This window comes from Streptomyces aurantiogriseus, from assembly GCF_014649375.1.
Classification (GTDB): Bacteria; Actinomycetota; Actinomycetes; order Streptomycetales; family Streptomycetaceae; genus Streptomyces; species Streptomyces aurantiogriseus.
This window is the reverse complement of record NZ_BMSX01000011.1, coordinates 109574-128995: the sequence shown is the minus strand read 5'-3', so window position 1 is coordinate 128995 and position 19422 is coordinate 109574. Positions and strand designations below refer to the sequence as shown.

Sequence of the window (19422 nt, the reverse complement as noted above, 5' to 3'; positions counted from 1 at the left end):
AAAAGCAGGCGGATTGCCCATGGGTTCGACCGTTCCACCCTTCCCCAGATTGGACTTCCGGGGTTGGTGCATAGTTCTGCCGGAGCGAGGCCGTCGCTTCCTGTTGCCCGCCGAAAATCTTCGGGAACCACTGAATGCCGACGTCTCCGAACGCAAGTCCGGATTATGGGTTCTGCGTACCGAGTCGGGGCTCGGAGTGCTGGTGCCGGACGGTATGGACGTCATCCGTAACGGCACCGCCATCACCGGAATGGCCGTTCTGCACCAGGGGGACACCCTGGAATTCGGCGGCCGGCTCGCGGTCTACGAAGAGGTCCAGCGACTGACCCTCGACCCGGACGACGCCCTGACCGGCCGCCACTGCCCGCACTGCTTCACCACCTTCACGGCGGGGACGGGGGTCGTCCGCTGCCCGCTGTGCGGAGAGGGCTACTGCCCGGACTGCTGGGAGCACCTGGTGGGGAGCCGCTGCTGCTCGCGCAACTGCCACTTCTCTCCGGACAGTCAGGGGACCCATGACCAGTGAGCGCTACGCCCAGCCGGCGTCGGTCCGGTGGTGGCGCGAGGATCTGCTCAAGGACGCCCGGGCTGTCGTCGTCGGGGCCGGAGCCCTGGGGAACGAGGTGGTCAAGAACCTCGCCCTGCTCGGCTGGGGCACGGTCGTCCTGATCGACTTCGACCGCGTGGAGGGCGGCAACCTCGGTAAGTCCGTGCTGTTCACGGACAAGGACATCGGGCGCCCCAAGGCCGAGGTCGCCCGGTCGGCCGCCGCCCGGCTCAACCCCGACTGCACGGTCGTCGCCCTGCACGGGGAGCTGCGCACCGTGGCCGGCGCCGGGCTGTTCGCCCGGATGGACGTCGCCTTCGGCTGCGTCGACAACGCGGCGGCCCGGGTCGCCCTCGGGCAGCTCGCGGGACTGGCGGGCTGCCTGTTCGTCGACGGCGGACTCACCTCCTGGGAGGGGGCGGTGCGCCTCTACGCCCCGGACGACACCCGCCCCTGCTACGTGTGCACGCTGACCGAGGAGGACCTGAGCGACCTGACCCTGCGCCACTCCTGCCTGGCCTACGCCCGGCGCGCCCAGTACGGACAGGGCGTGCCCACCACCGTCCTCGGGGCGTCCGCGGTGGCGGCGCTCATGGTGCAGCAGGCAGTGAAGTGGATCCACCACGACCCGGACGCCCTGCCCGTCCGTCTCGGCGAGGAGATACGCCTCGACCTCGCCCACGACCAGTACGCCCGCACCACGCTCCCGCGCCGCGAGGACTGCTGGCTGCACCCGCAGGCCGCCTCCCCGGCCGCCGCCCCGGACGCCTGGGCTCGCACCGCCACCGACTGGGCCGGACTGCTCGGCTCCTGGCGGGACGCCACGAACGAGCCCGACGCGGTGCTGCGCCTGCCGATGGAGATCAACGCGCGAACGACCTGCCTGGCCTGCGGCAGCACCCGCCCGGTCAACCACGTCCAGGAGAGCACGGGCGGCCCCGAGGACGGACCCGGCCGCTGCGCCGACTGCGGCGGGCGAACCGTCCCCGACCTGTCCAACCTGGTGACCGGGGACGAACCCTGGGCCCTGCTCTCCCCCGGGGACACCGGTTTCCCCCCGTGGAGCTGGGTCGAGGCCGATCCCGGCGACACCGCGGACGCCGACACCGCCGTACACCTGGAACTCCCCGGACTTCCCGCGGAGCCGGAACTGGCCCGACTGGACCCGAGGCGGCGCGGATGACATCACCTCGGCACCGGCGCCTCGCGAACGACTACGCGGGCATGCTCGACCTCGCCCAGTCCAGCGAGCTGATCAGCTTCCACAGCCTCGGAAACCCGCCCACGAAATACACCGTCACGCTCCGCTGCCTGGGCCTCGCCCAGATCAAGGACGTCCTGATGCAGTCGGAAGAGCACGAATTCGACATCGTGCTGGGCGAGAGGTTTCCGGTGCTGCCGCCCACGGTCGTGTGGAAAACGGTCATCTTCCACCCGAACTTCAAACCACCGCACGTCTGCATGGGCGACATCTGGTATCCGGGGCTCTCCCTCGCCGAACTGTGCGTGGCGCTGTGCGAACTCGTCCAGTACAAGTCCTTCAACATCTACGACCCGCTCGACGCGAAGGCCGCCCTGTGGCTCTGGGAGCAGCTGAACGTGGACGAAACGATCGTACCGATCGACACACGTCCGGCCATCAGCCCGCAATTCGAGATCACCGCTTCTCCGCGCCCCGAGCCAGTGGAGGAATGAGCCGTCATGCCCAGACTCGACGCGCACAGCGTCGCCGGCCACTTCGACCAGCTCGGCTGGCACTACCGCATCGTCGACAACAACACCGTGCTCACCGGCGTACGGTGTCTCGTCCCCTGCTACGACTACCGGGCGGCGCTGGAGGTGCGCACCACCGAACGCTGGGTGTACCTGCGGGTCCTGCTGCAGCGTGACGTCCTGCCCGCCCGGCGTGTCACCGTGCTGCGGTTCCTCTCCCGCTGGAACCAGCGGTGCCATCAGGCCCGTCTGCTGCTGGTCGACGACTGTGTCGTCGTGCAGGCCGAAATAGCCACCGTGCAGTGTCATTTCGGCGCCTTCCGCGACGCGCTCTCCGCCGTGTGCCGGTACAGCGAACTCGTCGGGGTGGAAGTCTCCGTACTCGCCACGAACCCCGCCGCCGGTGAACTCTACGAAGCGGTCGAAGCCGCTCGGGAGAACGACTACTCGCCCACAGCCGGCCGGGGCCTCACGGCCGAGGAAATGGACTTCGACTTCGATCTCGTGGTGAATCCGTCGTCGTCCGCAGCCGTCCCTGCACCTTCAACCGCTGCGAGGTAAAGCATGACAACCCCCGCTCCGGAAACGATTCCCGTCATTCTCCGCGCGAGTTTCGGCACCGGCTCCTGGGACATCTCCCTGCCCCTGGACGTCAATGTCGCGGCCATCATCAAGAAACTCATCGGCACCGCGAACCTGGGGTTCACCGAACAGGACAGCAGCGGACTCCGCATCCCCTACCGGCTCCGGTGGCAGGAGGGAAACCGCTACCTGCTGGAGGGCGAGACCCTCCGCGCCGCCCAGGTCGCCGCCGGCCACACCCTGATCATGTCGGCCGAGGCGCGCGCCGGTGTCACCGCCGCGCAGCCGGAAGCACCGGCCGGTGTCCGCTCATGACCGAGGCCGAACCGGACTTCTCGATCAACCCCGTGCCGAGGGTCTCCCTGAGGGACACACCCCCGAGCATCGCCGACCTGCCGCTGGGCGCCGACGGTTTCCGGCTGGAGGTCGCCGACCACGTGCTGGCCGCCCTGCGCAGCCACTCCGCGCTCGACCCGGAACAGGAGTGCGGAGGCGTCCTGCTGGGACGGCACTACCGGTCCGACGACAAGTACGCGGTGCGGATCACCGACTCGCTCGCGGTGCCCAGCGAGAGCCGGAGCCAGGTGCACTTCGACTTCGACGCCACCTCCATGGACGCCATCTTCGCCCGCCTGGAGGACGGCGACGAGTACGTGGTCGGCTGGTACCACTCGCACGTGGCGGGCGCCCCGTTCATGTCCGCCGTCGACCGGCGCACCCACCGGCGCCACTTCACCGACCCCTGGTACGTGTCCTGTGTGGTGGGAGCCGGGGAGTGGGGCGTGCCCGTGGGTTTCTGGCGGTGGGCCGACGGCCGGCTGCGCGCCGTCGACGAGTATTGCGTCACGACCCGGGCCGTCCCGCCGCACGCGGTCCTGGAGAACCACCGGCGGTCGTTGCGGGCCTGCGGCATGCCGGAGGACCCCACCGAGGCCTCCGCCCTGCGGGCGCTGAGCCTGTTCCCGGCCCTCGGCATCGATCCCCGGGGCCCGCTGGGACGATCCCTGCTGCCGCCGAAGCAGCCGTCGGGCGGCCGGCGGTGGCTGCTGGGGAGCGGCTCGGAACTCCAGCTCATCGTCGGACTCGCGAGCGCCGCCGCCGAGGACACGAGCGCCGCGGCCGAACTGGCACGGGCCAAGGACCGGCTCCTGCTCACCCGTCCGCTGCGGGACGTCCTGCAACGATCGCTGCTCGACGACGACTTCACCGACCTCATGGCCGTCCAGCGCGGCGTCTGCTGCATGCTCGACCCGGACGAGGAGATGGTGCGCCGCTACGACATCGCCCGCGGCATGGCGGTGCACGTGTCCCTGGGCGTCCGCCTGAACAACCTCTCCTTCGGCCCCGACGACGATCTCTACCTCACGGCGGAGGACCAGCGGCTGTACAAGCTGCCACCGACCGTCAAGCAGGACGAGGCGGGCTACCAGTACGAGTTCCACACCATGGTGATGAGAGGGCTCGAAGGCACCTGCCGGCAGCTCGTCGCGGCCCAGGACGCGATCTGGGTCCTCACCGACGACGACCGCTGGTACCGCTACCCGTACCCCCAGCGCATCGAAGGCATCAGCCCGCTGGAGTCGGGGCGACTGCCTGCGGCCGACCACCACTTCGTCCTGGAGGAGCCGGTGTCGGAGTCCTCCTCGGCGCCCTTCCTGCTCACGTCGCAGAACGGCTCGCTCAGCACCTGGCGGTGGGAGGCCGGGACGTGGGTGGCGCAGAGCACGTGCGAGCTGCCGCAGCCCTTCCACGATGCACCGATCGTCCAGGCCTGCCGCGGGGATTCGGGCATCCACGTCCTGTTCGAACACCGCATGGGACACCAACTCGCCCTCTTCGAAAGGGATTCGCTGAGACTGCTCTGCCACTTCCTCGACTCGGACAGCACCGACCCGGTCAAGCCCACGGGACTGTGCGCGGACCGCACCGGGCGCGTCTACGTCCGGGCCGCCGAGTCGCTGTACCGGATCAGGGTCTGAGCGGGCACGGCGGACCGTGGCCGGCGGGGGAGAAGACACAGAGGGGGAGCGGATGAGCGAACCGACGGTGGTCGAGTGGCTGCTCGACGGGGATCCGGTGCGGGCGGCCCGCGCGTTCGCCACGGCCCACGGACTGGCCGAAGCGCGGGAGGCGCCGCGGGCGGGGAGCGCCGTCGACGCCGCCGCCGTTCGCGAGCTGGCCGACGTGGTGCGCGAGGGGCGACCCGAGGACGCGCAGTGGTGGGCGCGGGTCGCGGAGCTCTGGCTCGCCCTGCGCATGGCCGCCACCGCGACCTCCTGCACCTTGCGCGCCCGGCACCTGCTCAACCGGGGGACGCGGGCCGCCCCGGGACTGGTCCGCCGGCTCAGCGAGACGGACGCGGCGGCGCGATCGGCGCTCCCGGCGGTCACGGACGGTGCCGAGGACCCGGCCGACCCCGCCGAACCCGAGGGCGCCTACGCCAAGTGGGAAAGGCTGACCGGCCGACGGGACCGTTCACCGTTCGTCCTCGACTCGGACGTGAAACGCAGGTGGCATCGCGAGGGCCGGTACTGGCTGATCGTGGAGGACCTGCTCGCCGAGTCCGCGCTCAGACCGCTGGAGCGCTGGCTGTACGTCGACACCGAGGACCTGGTGCGCTGCGGCCGCGCCCTGCACGCGCTGGGCGACCGCGTCTCGGCCTACGCCTGCTTCAGCCTGGTGGTGTCCCTGCACGGTGAGCCCGCCACGGAGTTCGGCGACGACAACCCCGGCGATCCCCACGTCAGGTATGCGCACACCTATCTGAACCGCTCGCCGGGTCTGGCGGACCGGCTCGCAGAGCCGTCGCTGTCGGGCCATCACGTCCGGGGCTCGGCCCTCGCCGAATGGCTGGAGCGCGAGGGTCTGCAGGAAGCACTGCTGACCGGCCCGTACGTGCAGAACCTGTGCGCCGGGCCGATGCGGGGCCGCCACCGGACGCTGCGCCGTCAGCTCGAAGGCATGGCCCGGCGCAACGGATGGTTCCTGCCCCTGAACGACCCGATGCCTGCTGTCCCGGACATCCCGGACGCGGCGGCGCCGGTCACCGCCGCCCCGCCGCGGGCCTGCCTCCCGAACGGCGTCCGCGCCCTGCGGGGACAGGCGCGCGCCTCCGCGGGCACGGCCCGCGGACACGCCTGGCCCGCACCCGAGGACCTGCCCCCGGACCCGGCCGAGGTCCCGCCACCGAACCTGCCGGAGACCCTGTCCCCGGGCCTGCGCGAGGCCCTGGCCCGGCTCCTGTCGGTCACCCCGGACGCCGCACTGCTGCGGACCGTGGTCGGTATCGGTCCGGACGGCGGCGACCAGGTCCTGGGGATCACACCGGGCAGCCCGGCGCTGCTGCTCGGCAGCGCCGGCGACCCACAGATGACCGGACACCTCGCTGCCGAGCTGGTGGCCGCCGGCATCCCGGTGCTGTGGGCCCGGCTCCCCGGCCCGGAGGATCCCGCGCACGACGTCACCGGCAGCTGGCACCGGCTGGCCGACGGCGGGTACTGGGGGCGGCGTACGCACTCATGGATGACCGAGATCAAACACCCCGGCACCCGCGCCGCGGTCCTCGACTGCCTGATCGCCGGTACGGGTCCGTGCCCCGACCCGGCCGGCGACGACTGCCTGAGCGGACTGCTCGACGCGGTCTGCTACGACGAGGGAGCGGGCGAACTGTCCGAGGGCGGCAGCGAGGCCCTGCGCCGGCTCGCCGCCCGGGCCGTCGAGGCACGGGCACGCATCAGCTACTCCGGCCCCGACGCACTGCGCCGCACCGCCCTGCTCCTGGAACGCACCACCAGGGCCGCCGAGTCCCTGCGCGAGGCCATCTCGATGAGCTGGCAGGAGCCCCGCCACCCGGTGCCGCCCGCGCCGCCCGCGGTACTCCTGGAGCTGCCCAAGGACGACGCGACGGCCGCAGCCGTGGCCCTCACCCTGGTCACCGGGTCCCTGATCCGGACCGCCGAGGCCGTACGCGGCGGCGACAGCGCTGCGGCCGCCACGACGGACATCTGGCCGGAGGGTTTCGAGCTCAAGGCACGGCCGCGCGACACCCCCGGCGAGACCGCCGAGACCGCCGAGACCGCCGAGACCGCCGAGACCCCCGAGACGGCCGAGACCGGGACCGACACGTCCGGCGACGCCTCCCCCACCACCCCCGGACCGGCGGACGCCACGACCGCCGCACCCGAGGAGAACCCGGACACCGGCTCCTGGTTCGACCAGCCGCCCGACGTCGACACCGACTACGCCGCCCGTGCCGCGCTCACCTCGGCCTGGGAGGAACGACGGATGGTCCGCCCGCACGACTGGCGGCCGGTGTGCGTGCTGGTGTCCGGGAGCCCGGCGACCGTACCGGCCCGGCTCCTCGACTGGTTCGCCGACGGGGCCGCACACGATCACGGCCTGGTCGTCGCCGGCACCTCCGTCTCACCCGTCGACCTGCGGACGGCGGCGCGCTACGGCACGTTCCTGGTGGGCGAGTCCGTCGACCGGAACGCCGAGCTGCGTACGGCGTTCGAGGTGGGGGCCGGTGTCCGGCTGCCGCCCGCGGCGGACGCGGAGGACGCCGACGCGAGCCTCGTACAGTGCGCCGGCCCGGGAGCCGTCCGCTCCGCACGGCTGGTGCTGTGGCCCCGTACCGCGATCGGAAGGGAGGGATGACCATGCCGCACTCGCACGACTGGAGGATCCACTACGAGCAGGGCGTCGAGGCACTGCGGGAGGAGCGGTTCGAGGACGCGCGGGCGCTCTTCGACAAGGCCGTCGAGGCCGGCGCCGACCGCTGGGAGGCGTACTACGCCCGTGCCTGGGTCACCATGAGGTCCGCGGCGGGCGGGGCCGATCCCCGGCTGGACCTCGCGGAGGACGATCTCGCACGCGCCGTGGAGGAATTCGGAGCCGGGGCGGACGCCACCGCGTTGCGCGGGGAGATCGCGGCACGACGCGAGAACCACGAACAGGCTCTCGAGCACTTCCTGCACGCCCTCGGCCGCAGCAGCAGGCCCGCCGCCGTCGAGCAGGTGATCTGCGAGGAACTGGCGATCCTGCTGGACGATCTGGAGGCCGAGACCGAGACCGGAACCGCGCTCGAAAGCTGCGAGCGGCTGGTACGGCTGGTGCAGGCCGCGCCCCTGCCGCCGAAGCGCGCCGACGAGTTGCTGGCCGAGGTGATCGCCACCCGGGCCCACTGCCACCGCGCGGCGGGGCATCTCCAGGACTACCGGACGGACGTCGACACCATCGCCCGGCTCGCGCCGGACCACCCCATGGCCGCCGAGGGCAACGCCGGGAACACGCCGACGGGTTCCGCCGCGCCGAAGCCCGTCACCTCCGAACCGACCTTCGCCGCGGTGGGCGGCCTGGACCATCCGGGCAGCTTCACCAGCACCGTCAAGCAGCTGTTCGAGACCTACTTCGCCTCACCCGACATCGAGGCCCTGCGCCGCAGGCTCGCGGAGTACGGGCAGTCACCGACCCAGTCCCTGCTGATGTTCGGCCCGTCGGGGTGCGGCAAGACGCACATCATCCGCGCCCTCGCCGGGGAGTACCGGGCCCGGCACCAGCTGGACCTGCCCATCGTCCGGATCCGCCTCAACGAGGTCCTCAACCGGTACGTCGGCGACGACCAGAAGGCCCTGACGAACCTGATCGACCAGGTCATCGACGTCCAGCCGGCCATTCTCTTCGCCGACGAGGTGGACGCCATCGGCATGTCCCGCGAGGACAGCCAGGACTGGCGCATCCATCTGGCGGCGCACTGGATCCAGGAGGTCGACCGGCTCCGCGAGTCCGGTGCCGCGGTCCTCTTCTTCGGCTGCACCAACCGCATCTGGGGCATCGACCCGGCGATGCTGCGCCGCTTCGACCAGAAGCTGCCGGTGGAACTGCCCGGCCCCGAGGTGCGCTCCCAGGTCTTCGAGCTCTACCTCAACCGGCTCAGCGCCCGGGTGCGGCCCGAGTCGGTCGACCTGAAGCTCCTGGCGGAACGGTCGCACGGACTGACCCCCGGGGACATCCAGCAGGTGGTCAACCGTGCCTCCCAGGAACTGCTGGGCCAGGGCGACCGCGAACAGCGGCTCACCCAGGAATCCCTGGTGCGGGTGCTGCGCGCGTACAGCCAGCCCATGCACGTCCAGGAGTGGGTGCGCCAGTCGGTCGCCGCGCTGCGCAGCAACCATCTCGACGCCATGGCGGAGCAGGTCGAGCGGACGTACGGCCCGTTCGTCGCCGACTTCGACGCGCTGGTGCAGGACACGGGCTCGGGGACGCCCGCCTGGCGGTTCGTACCGGAGGACGCCTGGACCGAACAGCCCCACTTCGACCTCAGCCTCATGCGGGAAATGCGGAGATGACAGTGAGTGCACAGGACACGGTCGGCTTCCTCGTCGATCACATGAAGTCGGCCCGCTCCGACCAGCCCCGCGAGGGCAAGCCGGTGTTCTGGCTGGGCGCCGGCTGCTCGGCCCACGACGGCGTTCCCCTCAACGCGGAACTGCTGCGCCTGGCCATGCCCGACGATCGGGGCACCTGGGGCAGCCCCCAGTACCGGTTCGACGTCTTCTGCGACAACCTCGGAGCGGACCGGGCCGACTTCCTCGCCCCGCACATCACCAGGCCCCTGCGCCCCGACTCGCCCTATCACGGCCTCACCCGGCTGATGCGGGCCGGATACGCCGACGTGGTCTTCACCTTCAACATCGACGACCTGCTGGAACAGGCCTTCCAGGCGGCCGGGCTGCGCGAGCGCGTGGACTACGAGGTGGTCCTGGTACCGGAGCTGCTGCCGGACGTCGTCGCCCGCCGGATCTCCCCGCGGCACGGTCCGCGCCTGCGGATCGTGAAACTTCACGGCGACCACCGGTGGGGCATCAACTACATGACCAGCACCGAGATCACCCGGTACCCGGAGGCCATCCGCAAGGCCGTGGAGACCTGGTCCGGACAGCCCGCCGTGGTGTGCGGCTACTCCTTCTTCCACCTCAACGTCCTGGAGGCGTTCAGCCGCAAAGGGTCCTACATGGTGTACGCCAACCTGCAGTTCCCGGACGCGCCCATGGTGCTGTCGCTCATGTCGGCCAGGAACCCGAAGTCGGCGTGGTTCGTCGACGGCGACCTCGGCTCCTTCGGCGGGTTCGTCGCCGCGTTGGAGGAGGGACTCATGCCATGAGCGACATGGACGTGGGCCAGCTCGGCTCGATCATGAAGCTGCACAACGAGCAGCGCAACACCTGGAAGACGGCGCTCATCGTCGGATACGACGGAGGCGCAGCTCTCCTCAACCATGCGCGACCCCAGGTCTTCAAGAACGACCTGCTGCTTCGGGTGTACCGCAAGGTCGACCGGGCCTGGCGCAGCGTGCTGCCGGACGAGAGTCACCGAAGCCAGTGGATGGTGAAGCACACCTCGTCGCCGGACGGGGAGCCGGACGCCGAGGCCCTGTGGTGCATCGCACGGCTGGTCCGGGACGGATACGTCCATTCGATCGTCGCCACGGACAACGCGGGCACGTTCCACCGGGGCCTGGGCGAACTCGGCGTGAAGATGGCGAAGTACGAGTGCAGCGAGAACCTGCCCAACGTCCTGCCGGCCAAGGCCAAGGGGCCCGAGCCCCTTTTCATCAACGCCGGGGAGTTCCTGCTCTACGGCTGTGTGCCGGACGTCCGCGGGAACGGCGCCAAGCACGTCGGCGAGATGCTCGAAGCTCTCAAGTCCTTCCTGGACGAGTTCGACGCCGTGTACTGCTGGGGATGGTGCAACCTCAACCACCAGCTCGACTCGATCTTCTTGAACACCAATGAGACCCTCAAGGTCCTGGGCTGGTACGACACCACGGAGACGGCCATCAGGATCACCACCAACTACGACACCGTGGTGTGCGACGGCTCGCTCGACATGGCGACCACCGACATACTCCACCGGCTCGCCGACGAGCTCTTCGACAACGAGAAGGACCCGATTCCGACCGCTCCCCGGCAGCCCTCGGCCGAGCCGGTCCTGGCGGCCGTGCCGACCACGGCCCCGCGTCCGCTGCTCTCCGACGAACTCCTCGCCGACCTGGTCGCCAACGTCCAGCAGTACCGGATCAGTTACATCGGGGTCGACGGCGAACTGACCCGGCGGCGCTGCTTCGAGTGGCTCACGGCCGAACTGAGCGGGCGCGGCCGTGACGTCTTCGTGCGCACCGACAGCGACATCAGGGTCCTGGGCCGACTGGCCACCACCCTGTCGGGGCTCGACGACAACATCTGGTTCATCGGTCAGCTCAACGGCGACGGAACGGCCGACCGGACGTGGCTGAGCAGTCTGCTGTCGTACGCCCAGCGCTGGAACGGCCACGGCAAGGGGCCGAAGAACGAACGGTGCGACCCCGCGTCGCGCATCGTGCTGCTCCTTCCGGCACAGGCCGCGGGCGAACTTCAGATCGCCCTGCCTCCGGACGGCCAAACCTGCATCATGTCCGTATTCGCCGACAGCCATTTGGACCAGAAGACCGTCGTCAAGTATGTGGACACGACGGCCGGGCCGCCCCTGGCGCAGCTCAAAACGGTCGAGGTGATGGATCTCGCGGAGAGGATGATCGACCAGTGCAGGGCTGACAGCTCGTCACCCCTGGACTGGCTGCACGACACCCTGGACCTGTGGCGAAGACTGATCGTGTCGGAGATCGCCGCCCGGGCCCCCGAAGAAGCGGATTCCGATCATCAGCCCCTGTTGACCATCGCCGATCTCCAGCGGCTCTGGGACGAAGCGGGAAACCGCATGACCGATGCCGAGGTTCCACTGGACTTCGACCTCGGACCTGTGCATCGTCGAGAAGAGGACGACCCACCCGAGGGCGACGAATCCTCCGACGACGACCCACCTGACTTCGATCTCGGGCCCGCCACCCCGCGGCCGTAGGAGACAGCGATGCACGATCGTCCGATCGAAGAACGGGAGCACCGGAAGAAGAGCGTGCCGTATCCCGAGCTGAGCCTCAGGACCAAGGACAGCTGGCTGTCCGTCAACCTCACGCCCACCGACCGGATCCACAGCGGCGGACCGACCGTCGAACTGCTCGCGAACCTGCAGGACAGACGCTTCAAGCTGACCTACGAGATGTCCGGCGACATCGTGAGCGTGCGCGACAGGCTGTCACGCATCCAGCGCAACCATGAGGAACGAACCCAGGAGGCGCGCCGCGACGCGACGGCGTCCGTCGCGCCCGAGCCGTCCAGGAAGTGCGAGTCCACCGACCTCCAGGACGGCGTGGTCGAGCTCCTGACGTGGCAGTCCTTCCTGGATGCGGCCTCGGCCCTGCGGGAGGTGGCGGATTTCGACAACCGGCAGTACAAGGAGCAGGATCTGCTGCTCGACAAGGTCGCCGACATGTACCACTACTGGCTGACCACGATCGTCGACCGGGTCCGCAACCGGCACGACGGCGTGCAGTTCATCAGCGGGCTCCTGCGGTCGGAGCAGGAGATCCTGGTCAACCTGGGAGTACGACTGGCCCGCGAACCCGCGCTCCGGCCGGCCCTCCAGGACGAGCTGGTGGAGGTCTACCGCGACGACAGCCTGTCTCCCGAGACCAGGCGTCACGCCTTCAACTCCATGCAGCCGATCACCCAGGAAGCGGTCGTCAACGAGGACAACCTCTCGGTGTGACGCCGGGCCCGGGCCCGGCGTCACACGTCCTCGTCCCGCTCAGCGGCCGTCGATCAACGCCTCCGCCAGCTCCGGAGAGAACTGCCCGGCCCGCGGGGAGCCCACCGGGCACTTGGACGGGTCGTCGCCGTCCGAGTCACCGGGGTTCTTGATCCACAGCAGGTACTCGGCGCCGCCCTCGCCGGCCCGGGAGGTCACCCCGAGCTTGCGCCCGGCCGGGTTGCAGAAGCCGACATGGCCGCTGCTCGGCACACCGGGGACCACGTAACCGCCGTTGCCGTTGCGGGCGGTGTCCACCACCCACCGCACGGTGACGCCGTAGTCGGCCTGGAGCTGCGCGGCCAGACGGCGGCCGTAGTCGTTGGAGACCTCGGTGGAGTCGAAGTTGGAGACGTTGACCGAGACACCGCCGGCGAGCGAGGCTCCGGAGCGGTTGAGCAGCTCGGCCATCTTCGGCAGACCGATCCCCTGGGCGCCGGTGCCGGCGTCCCCGAGCGTCCAGGTGGCGTTGCCCGCGTCCAGATAGGTCCGCACGAACTCGCCCTGTTCCTTCAGGCGCTGGTTGGCGAACCAGAGCATGTCGAAACGTGCCTCCGCGCCGCCCTTCATACAGGCGTCGTCGGCGGCCTGGGCCACCGCGTCGGGCTCCAGGACCACGATCGCCGGGCGGCTGTCGATGCCCCGGGCGAACTTCTCGATCCAAGCCTTGTACTGCTCCGGCGAGCCGGCGCCGCCCGAGGAGGCTCCGCCGCAGTCACGGCCGGGAATGTTGTAGGCGACCAGCACGGGCAGCCGGCCCTGTGCGGCGGCCGCGCCGACGTAGTTGCTGACCTCGGCCTCGATGTCGGTCGCGCTGTCGCCGTCGGCGTCCCAGTCGCCGTACCACTTCACCGTGTTGTGGTCGGCGATGGCCGACTTGATCTTCGCGTTGCGGGGGTCGTCCGGGTAGTCCTTCACCCAGGTCGCCGCGTTGTTCTTCGGGTCGTTGTAGAAGCCCTCGCGCGCGGTGGAGGTGGTGAGCGAGACGTTGTCGAACACGACGTCGGTCGCGGCCCGTTGACCGCCGAGCTGGAAGGTGATCTGCCCCGTGGTCCCCACGGTGGAGGTGAACGTCCAGCTGAAGTGCTGGGAGGCGGTCCCCAGGGCGATGGTCCTGTCCAACGGTGCGGTGAACGGGTTGGCCCCCATCTGAACCGTTGCCCGGATGTTCGCCGCCACCGAGGACCTGGCGTCGAAGGACAGGGTGTACGCCACCCCCTCGCGCAGCTCGATGCCGTCCTGCCCGATCACCGCGTCCCACGGATTCACCGTCCCGGCGCCGACGGAGGCCCGCAACGCTCCGTCGGCGCCGGTCATGGACGTGTTCGTGGAGTTCCACCAGTCGGTGGTGCCGGACGCGAAGGTCCCGTTCTTCGCCAACTCGCCGTAGAGGGCGGGATCCGCGGCCGGGGCGGCCTGGGCCGTCGGCGCCGGACCCGCCAGGGGGACAGCGGCCCCCAGCAGAGCGGCGGCCAGGACTGGGGCGGCGGCAGCCGACAACCGCCGTGGTATGACACGCATCGTCAGACATCCTCGTTCCGTCGGCTCGCGCACCGGGCTGGCCGAACACGGCGGAGGGAACTCGCCGATCCCCCCGTGGACTTGGTCATCATCGAGCCCACGGGTCCCACTCTCGTGACAGGGGGCGGACGTGATCAAGTGCCCGGAAGGACCGCCGATATGAGGTGTGACACATTCCGCTCACGGCGCCTGCTCACGCCGCCGCCTCCCGTCAGCGGAACGTGATGTCGGACTCCTGGAAGACGCAGTTCACGCCGTCGGCCTCCGAGTCGAGCTCCTCCGGTTCGCCGTCGGTGACGCCCTCGAACTTCTGGCAGGGCACGATCTCCCGGTCGGGGTCGCCCACGATCGTGATGCCGGACAGCCGGGCGGTGTCCCCGAAGTTGCTGTTGATGCCGACCAGTTCGTCACCGGGTGCGGTGACCGTGATGTTCTCCAGGACGACGTCGCGCTGGACCTGTTCGCTGCAGTTGCCGCAGGAGCGGACGAGCTTGCCGAAGTCGGACACCTCGAAGTCACGCACGGTCAGCGTGCCGGCCCCGTTGAACTGGAACACCTTGTCCTCGGCCTTGGTGGCTCCGCCGCCGCTCACCACATAGGTGGCGTTCTCGGACGTGCCGAGGAAGGTGGCGGCATCCTCGCCGACGTCCTCCCAGAAGACGTTCTCCAGCGTGCAGCTGCCCAGGCAGTGGATGCCGTCGGCGGCCGGAGCGCCGAGGATGACGTTCTTCAGGACGGCCCCGTCGGCCAGCTCGAAGATCGGGTCCTGCCCCTCCTCCTGGCCGTCTCCGCCGAGCGCGCCCGCCCCGGTGAACCGCTTGTTCTCGCCGTCGAACGTCCCGCTGATCTGCCGGGTCTCGGCGATCTGCTCCTCACCGGCGGCCTCCGGTGCGGCCAGCACCCTGGCCGTGTCCGGTCGGCCGCTCTCTGTGGCGGGCGCGTCCGTCGCCAGGGCGACGCCGCCCGCGACAGCCGCGGCGAGCCCGCCGGCGGCGATGGCGGCGACGAGCGCGGTCCTGCCGCGGCGCCTGCGGTGGCCGGGCACGGGATGAGGGCGTCGTGACAGTGTGATCACCTCGCGAGCTACGGGATGGTGCCTGTACGTACGTCACCGACGTGATCGGTGTTCAGCCCCGCGCCGGCCCCGTCCCGGCGCGCGCTTGTCAGTGGCGGGTGTCACGCTGATGTCAACAGGACCTGCGAAGGGACGCGCCGTGATCACCACTGACCTCACTCCCGGCTCCCCCTGCTGGCTCGACCTCGGTGCCCCCGACGTCCGGGCCGCCGCGGCCTTCTACGGTGCGGTGCTCGGCTGGGAGTACGAGCCCATGGGCGAGGCGGAGGAAGCCCAGGACGTGGAAGGCGGGATGTTCCGGAAGGACGGCAAGACCGTCGCCGGGCTCGGCAGGCTCACCGAGGAGGGCGCGCGCTCGGCCTGGATGATCTACTACAGCGTCACCGACGCGGACGCCACGACGCAGGCCGTGGAGCGCGCGGGCGGCACGGTGCGGGTGGCGCCGAGAGACCTCGGCGAATGGGGCCGGATGGCGCAGTACAACGACCCGCTGGGGGGCCAGTTCGCCGTCTGGCAGCCGGGGACGGACACGGGCGTCGAGCTGGTGGACGAGCCGGGCTCGCTGTCCTGGACCGAGCTGTACACGAGCGACGTCGCGGCCGCGAAGGAGTTCTACGGCGGTGTCTTCGGCTGGCAGTTCAGCGACATGGAGCTCCCGGGCGGCGGGGGCACGTACAGCCTCATCACCCCCGCCGGGCTTCCCGAGGAGCGCATGCAGGGCGGCCTCATGGAGGTCGGCAAGGAGGACCTCGCCCTGGCGAACGGGCGGCCGTACTGGCATCCGGTCTTCAACGTCACCGACTGCGACGCCGCGGTCGCCGAGGTCACCGGGAACGGCGGCAGTGTGCAGATGGGCCCGGAGGACGCGGAGGGCGTCGGCCGGATGGCCGTCTGCCTCGACCCGTCGAACGCGGACTTCGTGCTGCTCACCCCGGCCCGGAGCTGAGCTGCACTAACTCTGAGCTGCACTAACTCTGAGGTGTACTAACTCTCCGAAAGTGCTTCCTTGGCAGTAAGGTACTGGCATGGGAGTAAGGGACACGGACACCACGCTCGCGGGCCGCGTGCGCAGCGCCGACACCGACACGATGTGCCCCGAGCGCCTGGTCCTGGAGCACGTCACCAGCCGCTGGGGCGCCCTGGTGCTCATCGCGCTTCTGGACCGCTCGTACCGCTTCAGCGAACTGCGCCGGGAGATCGGCACGGTCAGCGAGAAGATGCTGGCCCAGACCCTGCAGACCCTGGAACGCGACGGCCTGGTCCACCGCGACGCCAAGCCCGTGATCCCGCCCCGCGTGGACTACTCCCTCACCGACCTCGGCCGGGAGGCCGCCGAACAGGTCCGTGCTCTCTCGCTGTGGGTGGCGCAGCGGATGGCGGCGGTCCGCAAGGCACGCGAGGAGTACGACGCGGCGAAGGCGTGACCCGCACGCCGGGGCTCCGGTGGGTTCTCCACCGACAGCACCTGGTTCCTGCCGTCGGCGTCCAGTGGTGTGCCGTCCGAAGCGGTCTCCGTAAGGGTGGTGCGGACCTCGGTGATGACCTTGGTGCGGCTGACCACGGCGCAGGTCATCTCGAACAACAGGAAGCCCGTACGGTGCTTTCCGCGCACCGTGCCGGAGTCAGCGCAGTGGTTCACGCCTTCGCGGAGCCAGTCGTACAGGTCGTGGACATCGTCGTCCTGCCGGCCCCCTAGAGTGGCCGCGCCGATGCCGAGGGCCAGCTTTTCGGCCAGGTAGTCGGGGCCGAGGACGCTCCGGACGCGCATGGTCGGGCGCTCGAACTCATGGCTCCCTCGCCCGGCAGGGCGCGGGCGCCGGGAACTGCCCACTGGAGGCGTTCGTCGCGGTCGCCGACCTCATGGGCCGGCAGCACGGCTGCGACCTGTTCCCCGCTCCTGACGCGCCGCCGACGATCTCGTACGACCGCTGCAGGACCGCGAGGTCCGAGTGGACCTGTGCTGGGCAGGGCATCAGCATCTGGGGCCACAAGCCGGTCGGCCGGACGATCACCGACAGACTCGACCAGTTCCGGCTCGGTGCCCGCTCCCTCGTCCACCCCGAGAAGACCGTCCCGGCCCTCAGCGGCGCGGGCATCCCCAACGACCGAGCGCCTGCGCCGCGGCGCTGACCCGGTCCTCGAGTCCGGTCCGGCTCCGGACCGTGCGATGGTTGTGGAAGCCCCCGACCTCATCGCCTGCTACGCCCGCCTGGGAGGCGTCCGCCGCAGTCGGAGGTGACCGCCTCGACGCGTGCGTGCAAGGATCCGGGCCCTTCGGCGCCCCGGCGGTTCCTTAGGATGAGCCCATGCCTTCCACCACTCGACGACGCTCCAGCGCGGCCGACCGACGGGCCGCACTCGAAAAGCGGATCCTGTCCGTGATCGAGGAGCTGTTGCGCGGCGGTGTGACCTATACCGAGCTGAGCGTGGAGCAGATCGCCCACGCTGCGGGCATCTCGCGGTCCACGTTCTATCTGTACTTCCGGGACAAGGTGGATGTGCTGTTGCGGCTGAGCGGCTCCCTCAAGAAGGAGAGCTTCGCTATCGCCGAGGCCTGGCGGCCCTGCGGCCCCGACGGCGGGCTCGAGGGCCTGGCCCGTACCTACGAGCTCATCCTGCGGCACTACCGCGAGCACGCGGCGCTGCTCTCGGCGATCAACGAAGTCGCCGCGTACGACCCGGCGGTCCGGGAGGCATGGACGGCGGACCAGGACCGCTTCATCGACAACCTGGTGACTGTGCTGAAGGAGGAGCAGCGGGCCGGCCGGACACCCGCGGACATCGACCCGGAGCTCGCCGCCAGGATCATCGTCCAGGGAGGCGGTCAGGTCATCGCCCAGCAGGTGTCCGGCAGCGACCGGGACGACGCCGCGGTCGCGCGTGAGCTGGCAGCGGGTTACTGGTACGGGGTGTTCCGCCGCTCCGCCGGAGCGACGGACGGCCGGGCGGGGGCGGAGGGCGCCTACCGTACCCCCGACCAGGATCGGACGGCGCCTTCGGCGTAGTCCCGGAGCCTGTCCGCCGCTCCGGTTCCTCGCCAGGCCGACCCATGACCGATGCTGCTCCCACACCTCGCGGTCAGGCCCGACGGGAAGGCGTTTCAGGATGGTTGGCGAGTCGAGCGTTGACCCCGTGGGCGTCCGCGACACAGAGGCCGGGCGGTGTCCCTTCGTGCTGCTGGGCCTTCGCCAAGCGGGGTATCACCTCTCGCGACCAGCTCGAACACATCCCGCGACCGGCGTCCGCACCAGGGGGCCCGGAAGCTCAGGCGGGGATGCCGGTCTCCGCGCGAGCGGCCCGCAGCAGTACGCGCGCGGCGTCCTTCGCCTGACGGGTGGGCTCGGGGGAGCCGGAGATGCCGGCTGTGGTCATTGCGCCCTCGGCGAGGAGGACGAGGTGGTCAGCGAGCCAGCTGGGCGCCTCCGCAGCGGCTGTCAGGTCGGCGATGTATTGCCGGAACGCTCGTTTGTGAGCTTTCGCGATGTCCGCGACGGGGTGATCATCGGGCCGGCGCCCCAGGGGCCATGGAACAGAGGCCGCAGCCTGCGCCGTGAACTGGGCGCGGGCGCGAAGAGGCAGGGAGAACGCCGTGCGCGGTCACCGGTGGGGCAGGGGCGCACACGGCGTTCTCGTTCGAGGCCGGCTTACGCGGCGAGGCGTTCGGCGAGGGCCTTGGCCTTGGCGGTCGCCTCCTGGAAGGCGCGTTCGCGGGAGGTTTCGAAGAGCGGCACGAGTTCGGTCATGGCCGGGATGTGCGGGGCCATGGTGAGTTCCGGGACGATGAAGTCGAGGTCGAGGGCGAGCATGCCGGCGAGGGTCGCCGTCAGGTAGTTCTGTACGTACTCGTAGGGCTCCTTCGGGGTGCCGGGCGCGTAGGAGCCGCCGCGGCTGGCGACGACGGTGACCGGGGTGCCCTTGGCGGAGGGGTTCTCGCCCGAGGTGCGGCCGAAGAGGATGACGTTGTCCAGCCATGCCTTGAGGGTCGAGGGGATCGTGTAGTTGTACATCGGGGCGCCGATCAGCACCGCGTCTGCCTGCTCCAACTCCTCGATCAGCTTTATGCGCTGGGCGAAGGCGGCGGCCTGCTCGGGCGTGTGGGCGTCCGGGGCGGCGAACCCGGCGGTGTGGGCGTGGGCGGTGATGTGCGGGACGGGGTCGGCGGAGAGGTCGCGGTAGATCACCGTGCTCTGCGGGTGCTGCTCCTCCCAGGTCTTGCGGAAGGTCTCCGTCACGGCGCGGGAGGCGGAGGCGCCGCCCGGGAACACGGAGGAGTCGATGTGCAGCAACGTGGCCATGGAGTGTC

The 19422-nt window shown here is 70.4% G+C and carries 17 protein-coding genes and 2 pseudogenes; 16 read left to right on the top strand and 3 right to left on the bottom strand.

Annotated elements, in window-relative coordinates; genetic code table 11:
• The first annotated feature begins 214 nt into the window (after positions 1-214).
• The 11 genes from IE263_RS23360 to IE263_RS23310 are packed head-to-tail and all read left to right on the top strand — an operon-like array spanning position 215 to position 12484.
• Positions 215-526: a hypothetical protein gene (locus IE263_RS23360; RefSeq protein WP_189939682.1), complete on the top strand. Its 312-nt coding sequence runs from the start codon at positions 215-217 to the stop codon at positions 524-526.
• A complete protein-coding gene (locus tag IE263_RS23355) occupies positions 516-1730 on the top strand; it encodes a HesA/MoeB/ThiF family protein (RefSeq protein ID WP_189939681.1) in 1215 nt (404 codons plus the stop codon). The genes IE263_RS23360 and IE263_RS23355 overlap by 11 nt, the downstream gene beginning before the upstream one ends.
• Complete coding sequence (locus IE263_RS23350) at positions 1727-2242, top strand: ubiquitin-conjugating enzyme E2 (RefSeq protein ID WP_189939680.1); 516 nt, start codon at positions 1727-1729, stop codon at positions 2240-2242. Before IE263_RS23355 ends, IE263_RS23350 begins: the two co-directional genes overlap by 4 nt.
• Before the next feature lie 6 nt (positions 2243-2248).
• Positions 2249-2821: a hypothetical protein gene (locus tag IE263_RS23345; RefSeq protein ID WP_189939679.1), complete on the top strand. Its 573-nt coding sequence runs from the start codon at positions 2249-2251 to the stop codon at positions 2819-2821.
• A 3-nt stretch (positions 2822-2824) separates the two neighbouring features.
• On the top strand, positions 2825-3157 hold the full coding sequence (locus IE263_RS23340; protein WP_189939678.1) for an EsaB/YukD family protein: 333 nt from the start codon (positions 2825-2827) through the stop codon (positions 3155-3157).
• On the top strand, positions 3154-4821 hold the full coding sequence (locus IE263_RS23335) for a M67 family metallopeptidase (protein ID WP_189939677.1): 1668 nt from the start codon (positions 3154-3156) through the stop codon (positions 4819-4821). Before IE263_RS23340 ends, IE263_RS23335 begins: the two co-directional genes overlap by 4 nt.
• Before the next feature lie 52 nt (positions 4822-4873).
• The gene (locus tag IE263_RS23330) at positions 4874-7498 is read left to right on the top strand and encodes a hypothetical protein (RefSeq protein WP_189939676.1); all 2625 of its coding nucleotides are present in this window, start codon (positions 4874-4876) and stop codon (positions 7496-7498) included.
• Between the two features lie 2 nt (positions 7499-7500).
• Complete coding sequence (locus IE263_RS23325; RefSeq protein WP_189939675.1) at positions 7501-9189, top strand: AAA family ATPase; 1689 nt, start codon at positions 7501-7503, stop codon at positions 9187-9189.
• Complete coding sequence (locus tag IE263_RS23320) at positions 9186-10004, top strand: SIR2 family protein (RefSeq protein ID WP_189939674.1); 819 nt, start codon at positions 9186-9188, stop codon at positions 10002-10004. Before IE263_RS23325 ends, IE263_RS23320 begins: the two co-directional genes overlap by 4 nt.
• Complete coding sequence (locus tag IE263_RS23315) at positions 10001-11737, top strand: hypothetical protein (protein WP_189939673.1); 1737 nt, start codon at positions 10001-10003, stop codon at positions 11735-11737. The genes IE263_RS23320 and IE263_RS23315 overlap by 4 nt, the downstream gene beginning before the upstream one ends.
• A 9-nt stretch (positions 11738-11746) precedes the next feature.
• The gene (locus tag IE263_RS23310) at positions 11747-12484 is read left to right on the top strand and encodes a hypothetical protein (RefSeq protein ID WP_189939672.1); all 738 of its coding nucleotides are present in this window, start codon (positions 11747-11749) and stop codon (positions 12482-12484) included.
• 39 nt (positions 12485-12523) lie between these two features.
• Here IE263_RS23310 and IE263_RS23305 read toward each other — a convergent pair whose 3' ends face one another.
• Positions 12524-14044: a glycoside hydrolase family 6 protein gene (locus IE263_RS23305; protein ID WP_189939671.1), complete on the bottom strand. Its 1521-nt coding sequence runs from the start codon at positions 14042-14044 to the stop codon at positions 12524-12526.
• Positions 14045-14255: 211 nt separating this feature from the next.
• Positions 14256-15089 carry a pectate lyase gene (locus tag IE263_RS23300; protein ID WP_229911120.1) on the bottom strand — a complete coding sequence of 278 codons (834 nt, stop codon included), beginning with the start codon at positions 15087-15089 and terminating at the stop codon, positions 14256-14258.
• Between the two features lie 169 nt (positions 15090-15258).
• Between IE263_RS23300 and IE263_RS23295 the strand changes: the two genes are divergently transcribed.
• From IE263_RS23295 to IE263_RS23275, 5 genes and pseudogenes are all read left to right on the top strand, one after another.
• The gene (locus IE263_RS23295; protein ID WP_189939670.1) at positions 15259-16065 is read left to right on the top strand and encodes a VOC family protein; all 807 of its coding nucleotides are present in this window, start codon (positions 15259-15261) and stop codon (positions 16063-16065) included.
• A 79-nt stretch (positions 16066-16144) separates the two neighbouring features.
• Complete coding sequence (locus IE263_RS23290) at positions 16145-16543, top strand: winged helix-turn-helix transcriptional regulator (protein WP_189939669.1); 399 nt, start codon at positions 16145-16147, stop codon at positions 16541-16543.
• A gap of 355 nt (positions 16544-16898) precedes the next feature.
• Positions 16899-17074, top strand: a pseudogene (locus IE263_RS23285) (4-hydroxy-2-oxovalerate aldolase); the annotation flags it as partial.
• 10 nt (positions 17075-17084) lie between these two features.
• A pseudogene (locus IE263_RS23280) lies at positions 17085-17249 on the top strand (VOC family protein); the annotation flags it as partial.
• Positions 17250-17425: 176 nt separating this feature from the next.
• The gene (locus tag IE263_RS23275; protein ID WP_189939668.1) at positions 17426-18124 is read left to right on the top strand and encodes a TetR/AcrR family transcriptional regulator; all 699 of its coding nucleotides are present in this window, start codon (positions 17426-17428) and stop codon (positions 18122-18124) included.
• A 639-nt stretch (positions 18125-18763) separates the two neighbouring features.
• Here the strand turns inward: IE263_RS23275 and IE263_RS23265 are convergent.
• Entirely contained in the window at positions 18764-19414 is a 651-nt protein-coding gene (locus IE263_RS23265) for an FMN-dependent NADH-azoreductase (protein WP_189939667.1), read from the bottom strand.
• Positions 19415-19422 lie beyond the last annotated feature (8 nt).

Coding starts and splice junctions, on each gene's coding strand:
- IE263_RS23360 (WP_189939682.1), top strand. CDS start 215: ATGGACGTCATCCGTAACGGCACCGCCATCACCGGAATGGCCGTTCTG.
- IE263_RS23355 (WP_189939681.1), top strand. CDS start 516: ATGACCAGTGAGCGCTACGCCCAGCCGGCGTCGGTCCGGTGGTGGCGC.
- IE263_RS23350 (WP_189939680.1), top strand. CDS start 1,727: ATGACATCACCTCGGCACCGGCGCCTCGCGAACGACTACGCGGGCATG.
- IE263_RS23345 (WP_189939679.1), top strand. CDS start 2,249: ATGCCCAGACTCGACGCGCACAGCGTCGCCGGCCACTTCGACCAGCTC.
- IE263_RS23340 (WP_189939678.1), top strand. CDS start 2,825: ATGACAACCCCCGCTCCGGAAACGATTCCCGTCATTCTCCGCGCGAGT.
- IE263_RS23335 (WP_189939677.1), top strand. CDS start 3,154: ATGACCGAGGCCGAACCGGACTTCTCGATCAACCCCGTGCCGAGGGTC.
- IE263_RS23330 (WP_189939676.1), top strand. CDS start 4,874: ATGAGCGAACCGACGGTGGTCGAGTGGCTGCTCGACGGGGATCCGGTG.
- IE263_RS23325 (WP_189939675.1), top strand. CDS start 7,501: ATGCCGCACTCGCACGACTGGAGGATCCACTACGAGCAGGGCGTCGAG.
- IE263_RS23320 (WP_189939674.1), top strand. CDS start 9,186: ATGACAGTGAGTGCACAGGACACGGTCGGCTTCCTCGTCGATCACATG.
- IE263_RS23315 (WP_189939673.1), top strand. CDS start 10,001: ATGAGCGACATGGACGTGGGCCAGCTCGGCTCGATCATGAAGCTGCAC.
- IE263_RS23310 (WP_189939672.1), top strand. CDS start 11,747: ATGCACGATCGTCCGATCGAAGAACGGGAGCACCGGAAGAAGAGCGTG.
- IE263_RS23305 (WP_189939671.1), bottom strand. CDS start 14,044: ATGCGTGTCATACCACGGCGGTTGTCGGCTGCCGCCGCCCCAGTCCTG.
- IE263_RS23290 (WP_189939669.1), top strand. CDS start 16,145: ATGGGAGTAAGGGACACGGACACCACGCTCGCGGGCCGCGTGCGCAGC.
- IE263_RS23275 (WP_189939668.1), top strand. CDS start 17,426: ATGCCTTCCACCACTCGACGACGCTCCAGCGCGGCCGACCGACGGGCC.
- IE263_RS23265 (WP_189939667.1), bottom strand. CDS start 19,414: ATGGCCACGTTGCTGCACATCGACTCCTCCGTGTTCCCGGGCGGCGCC.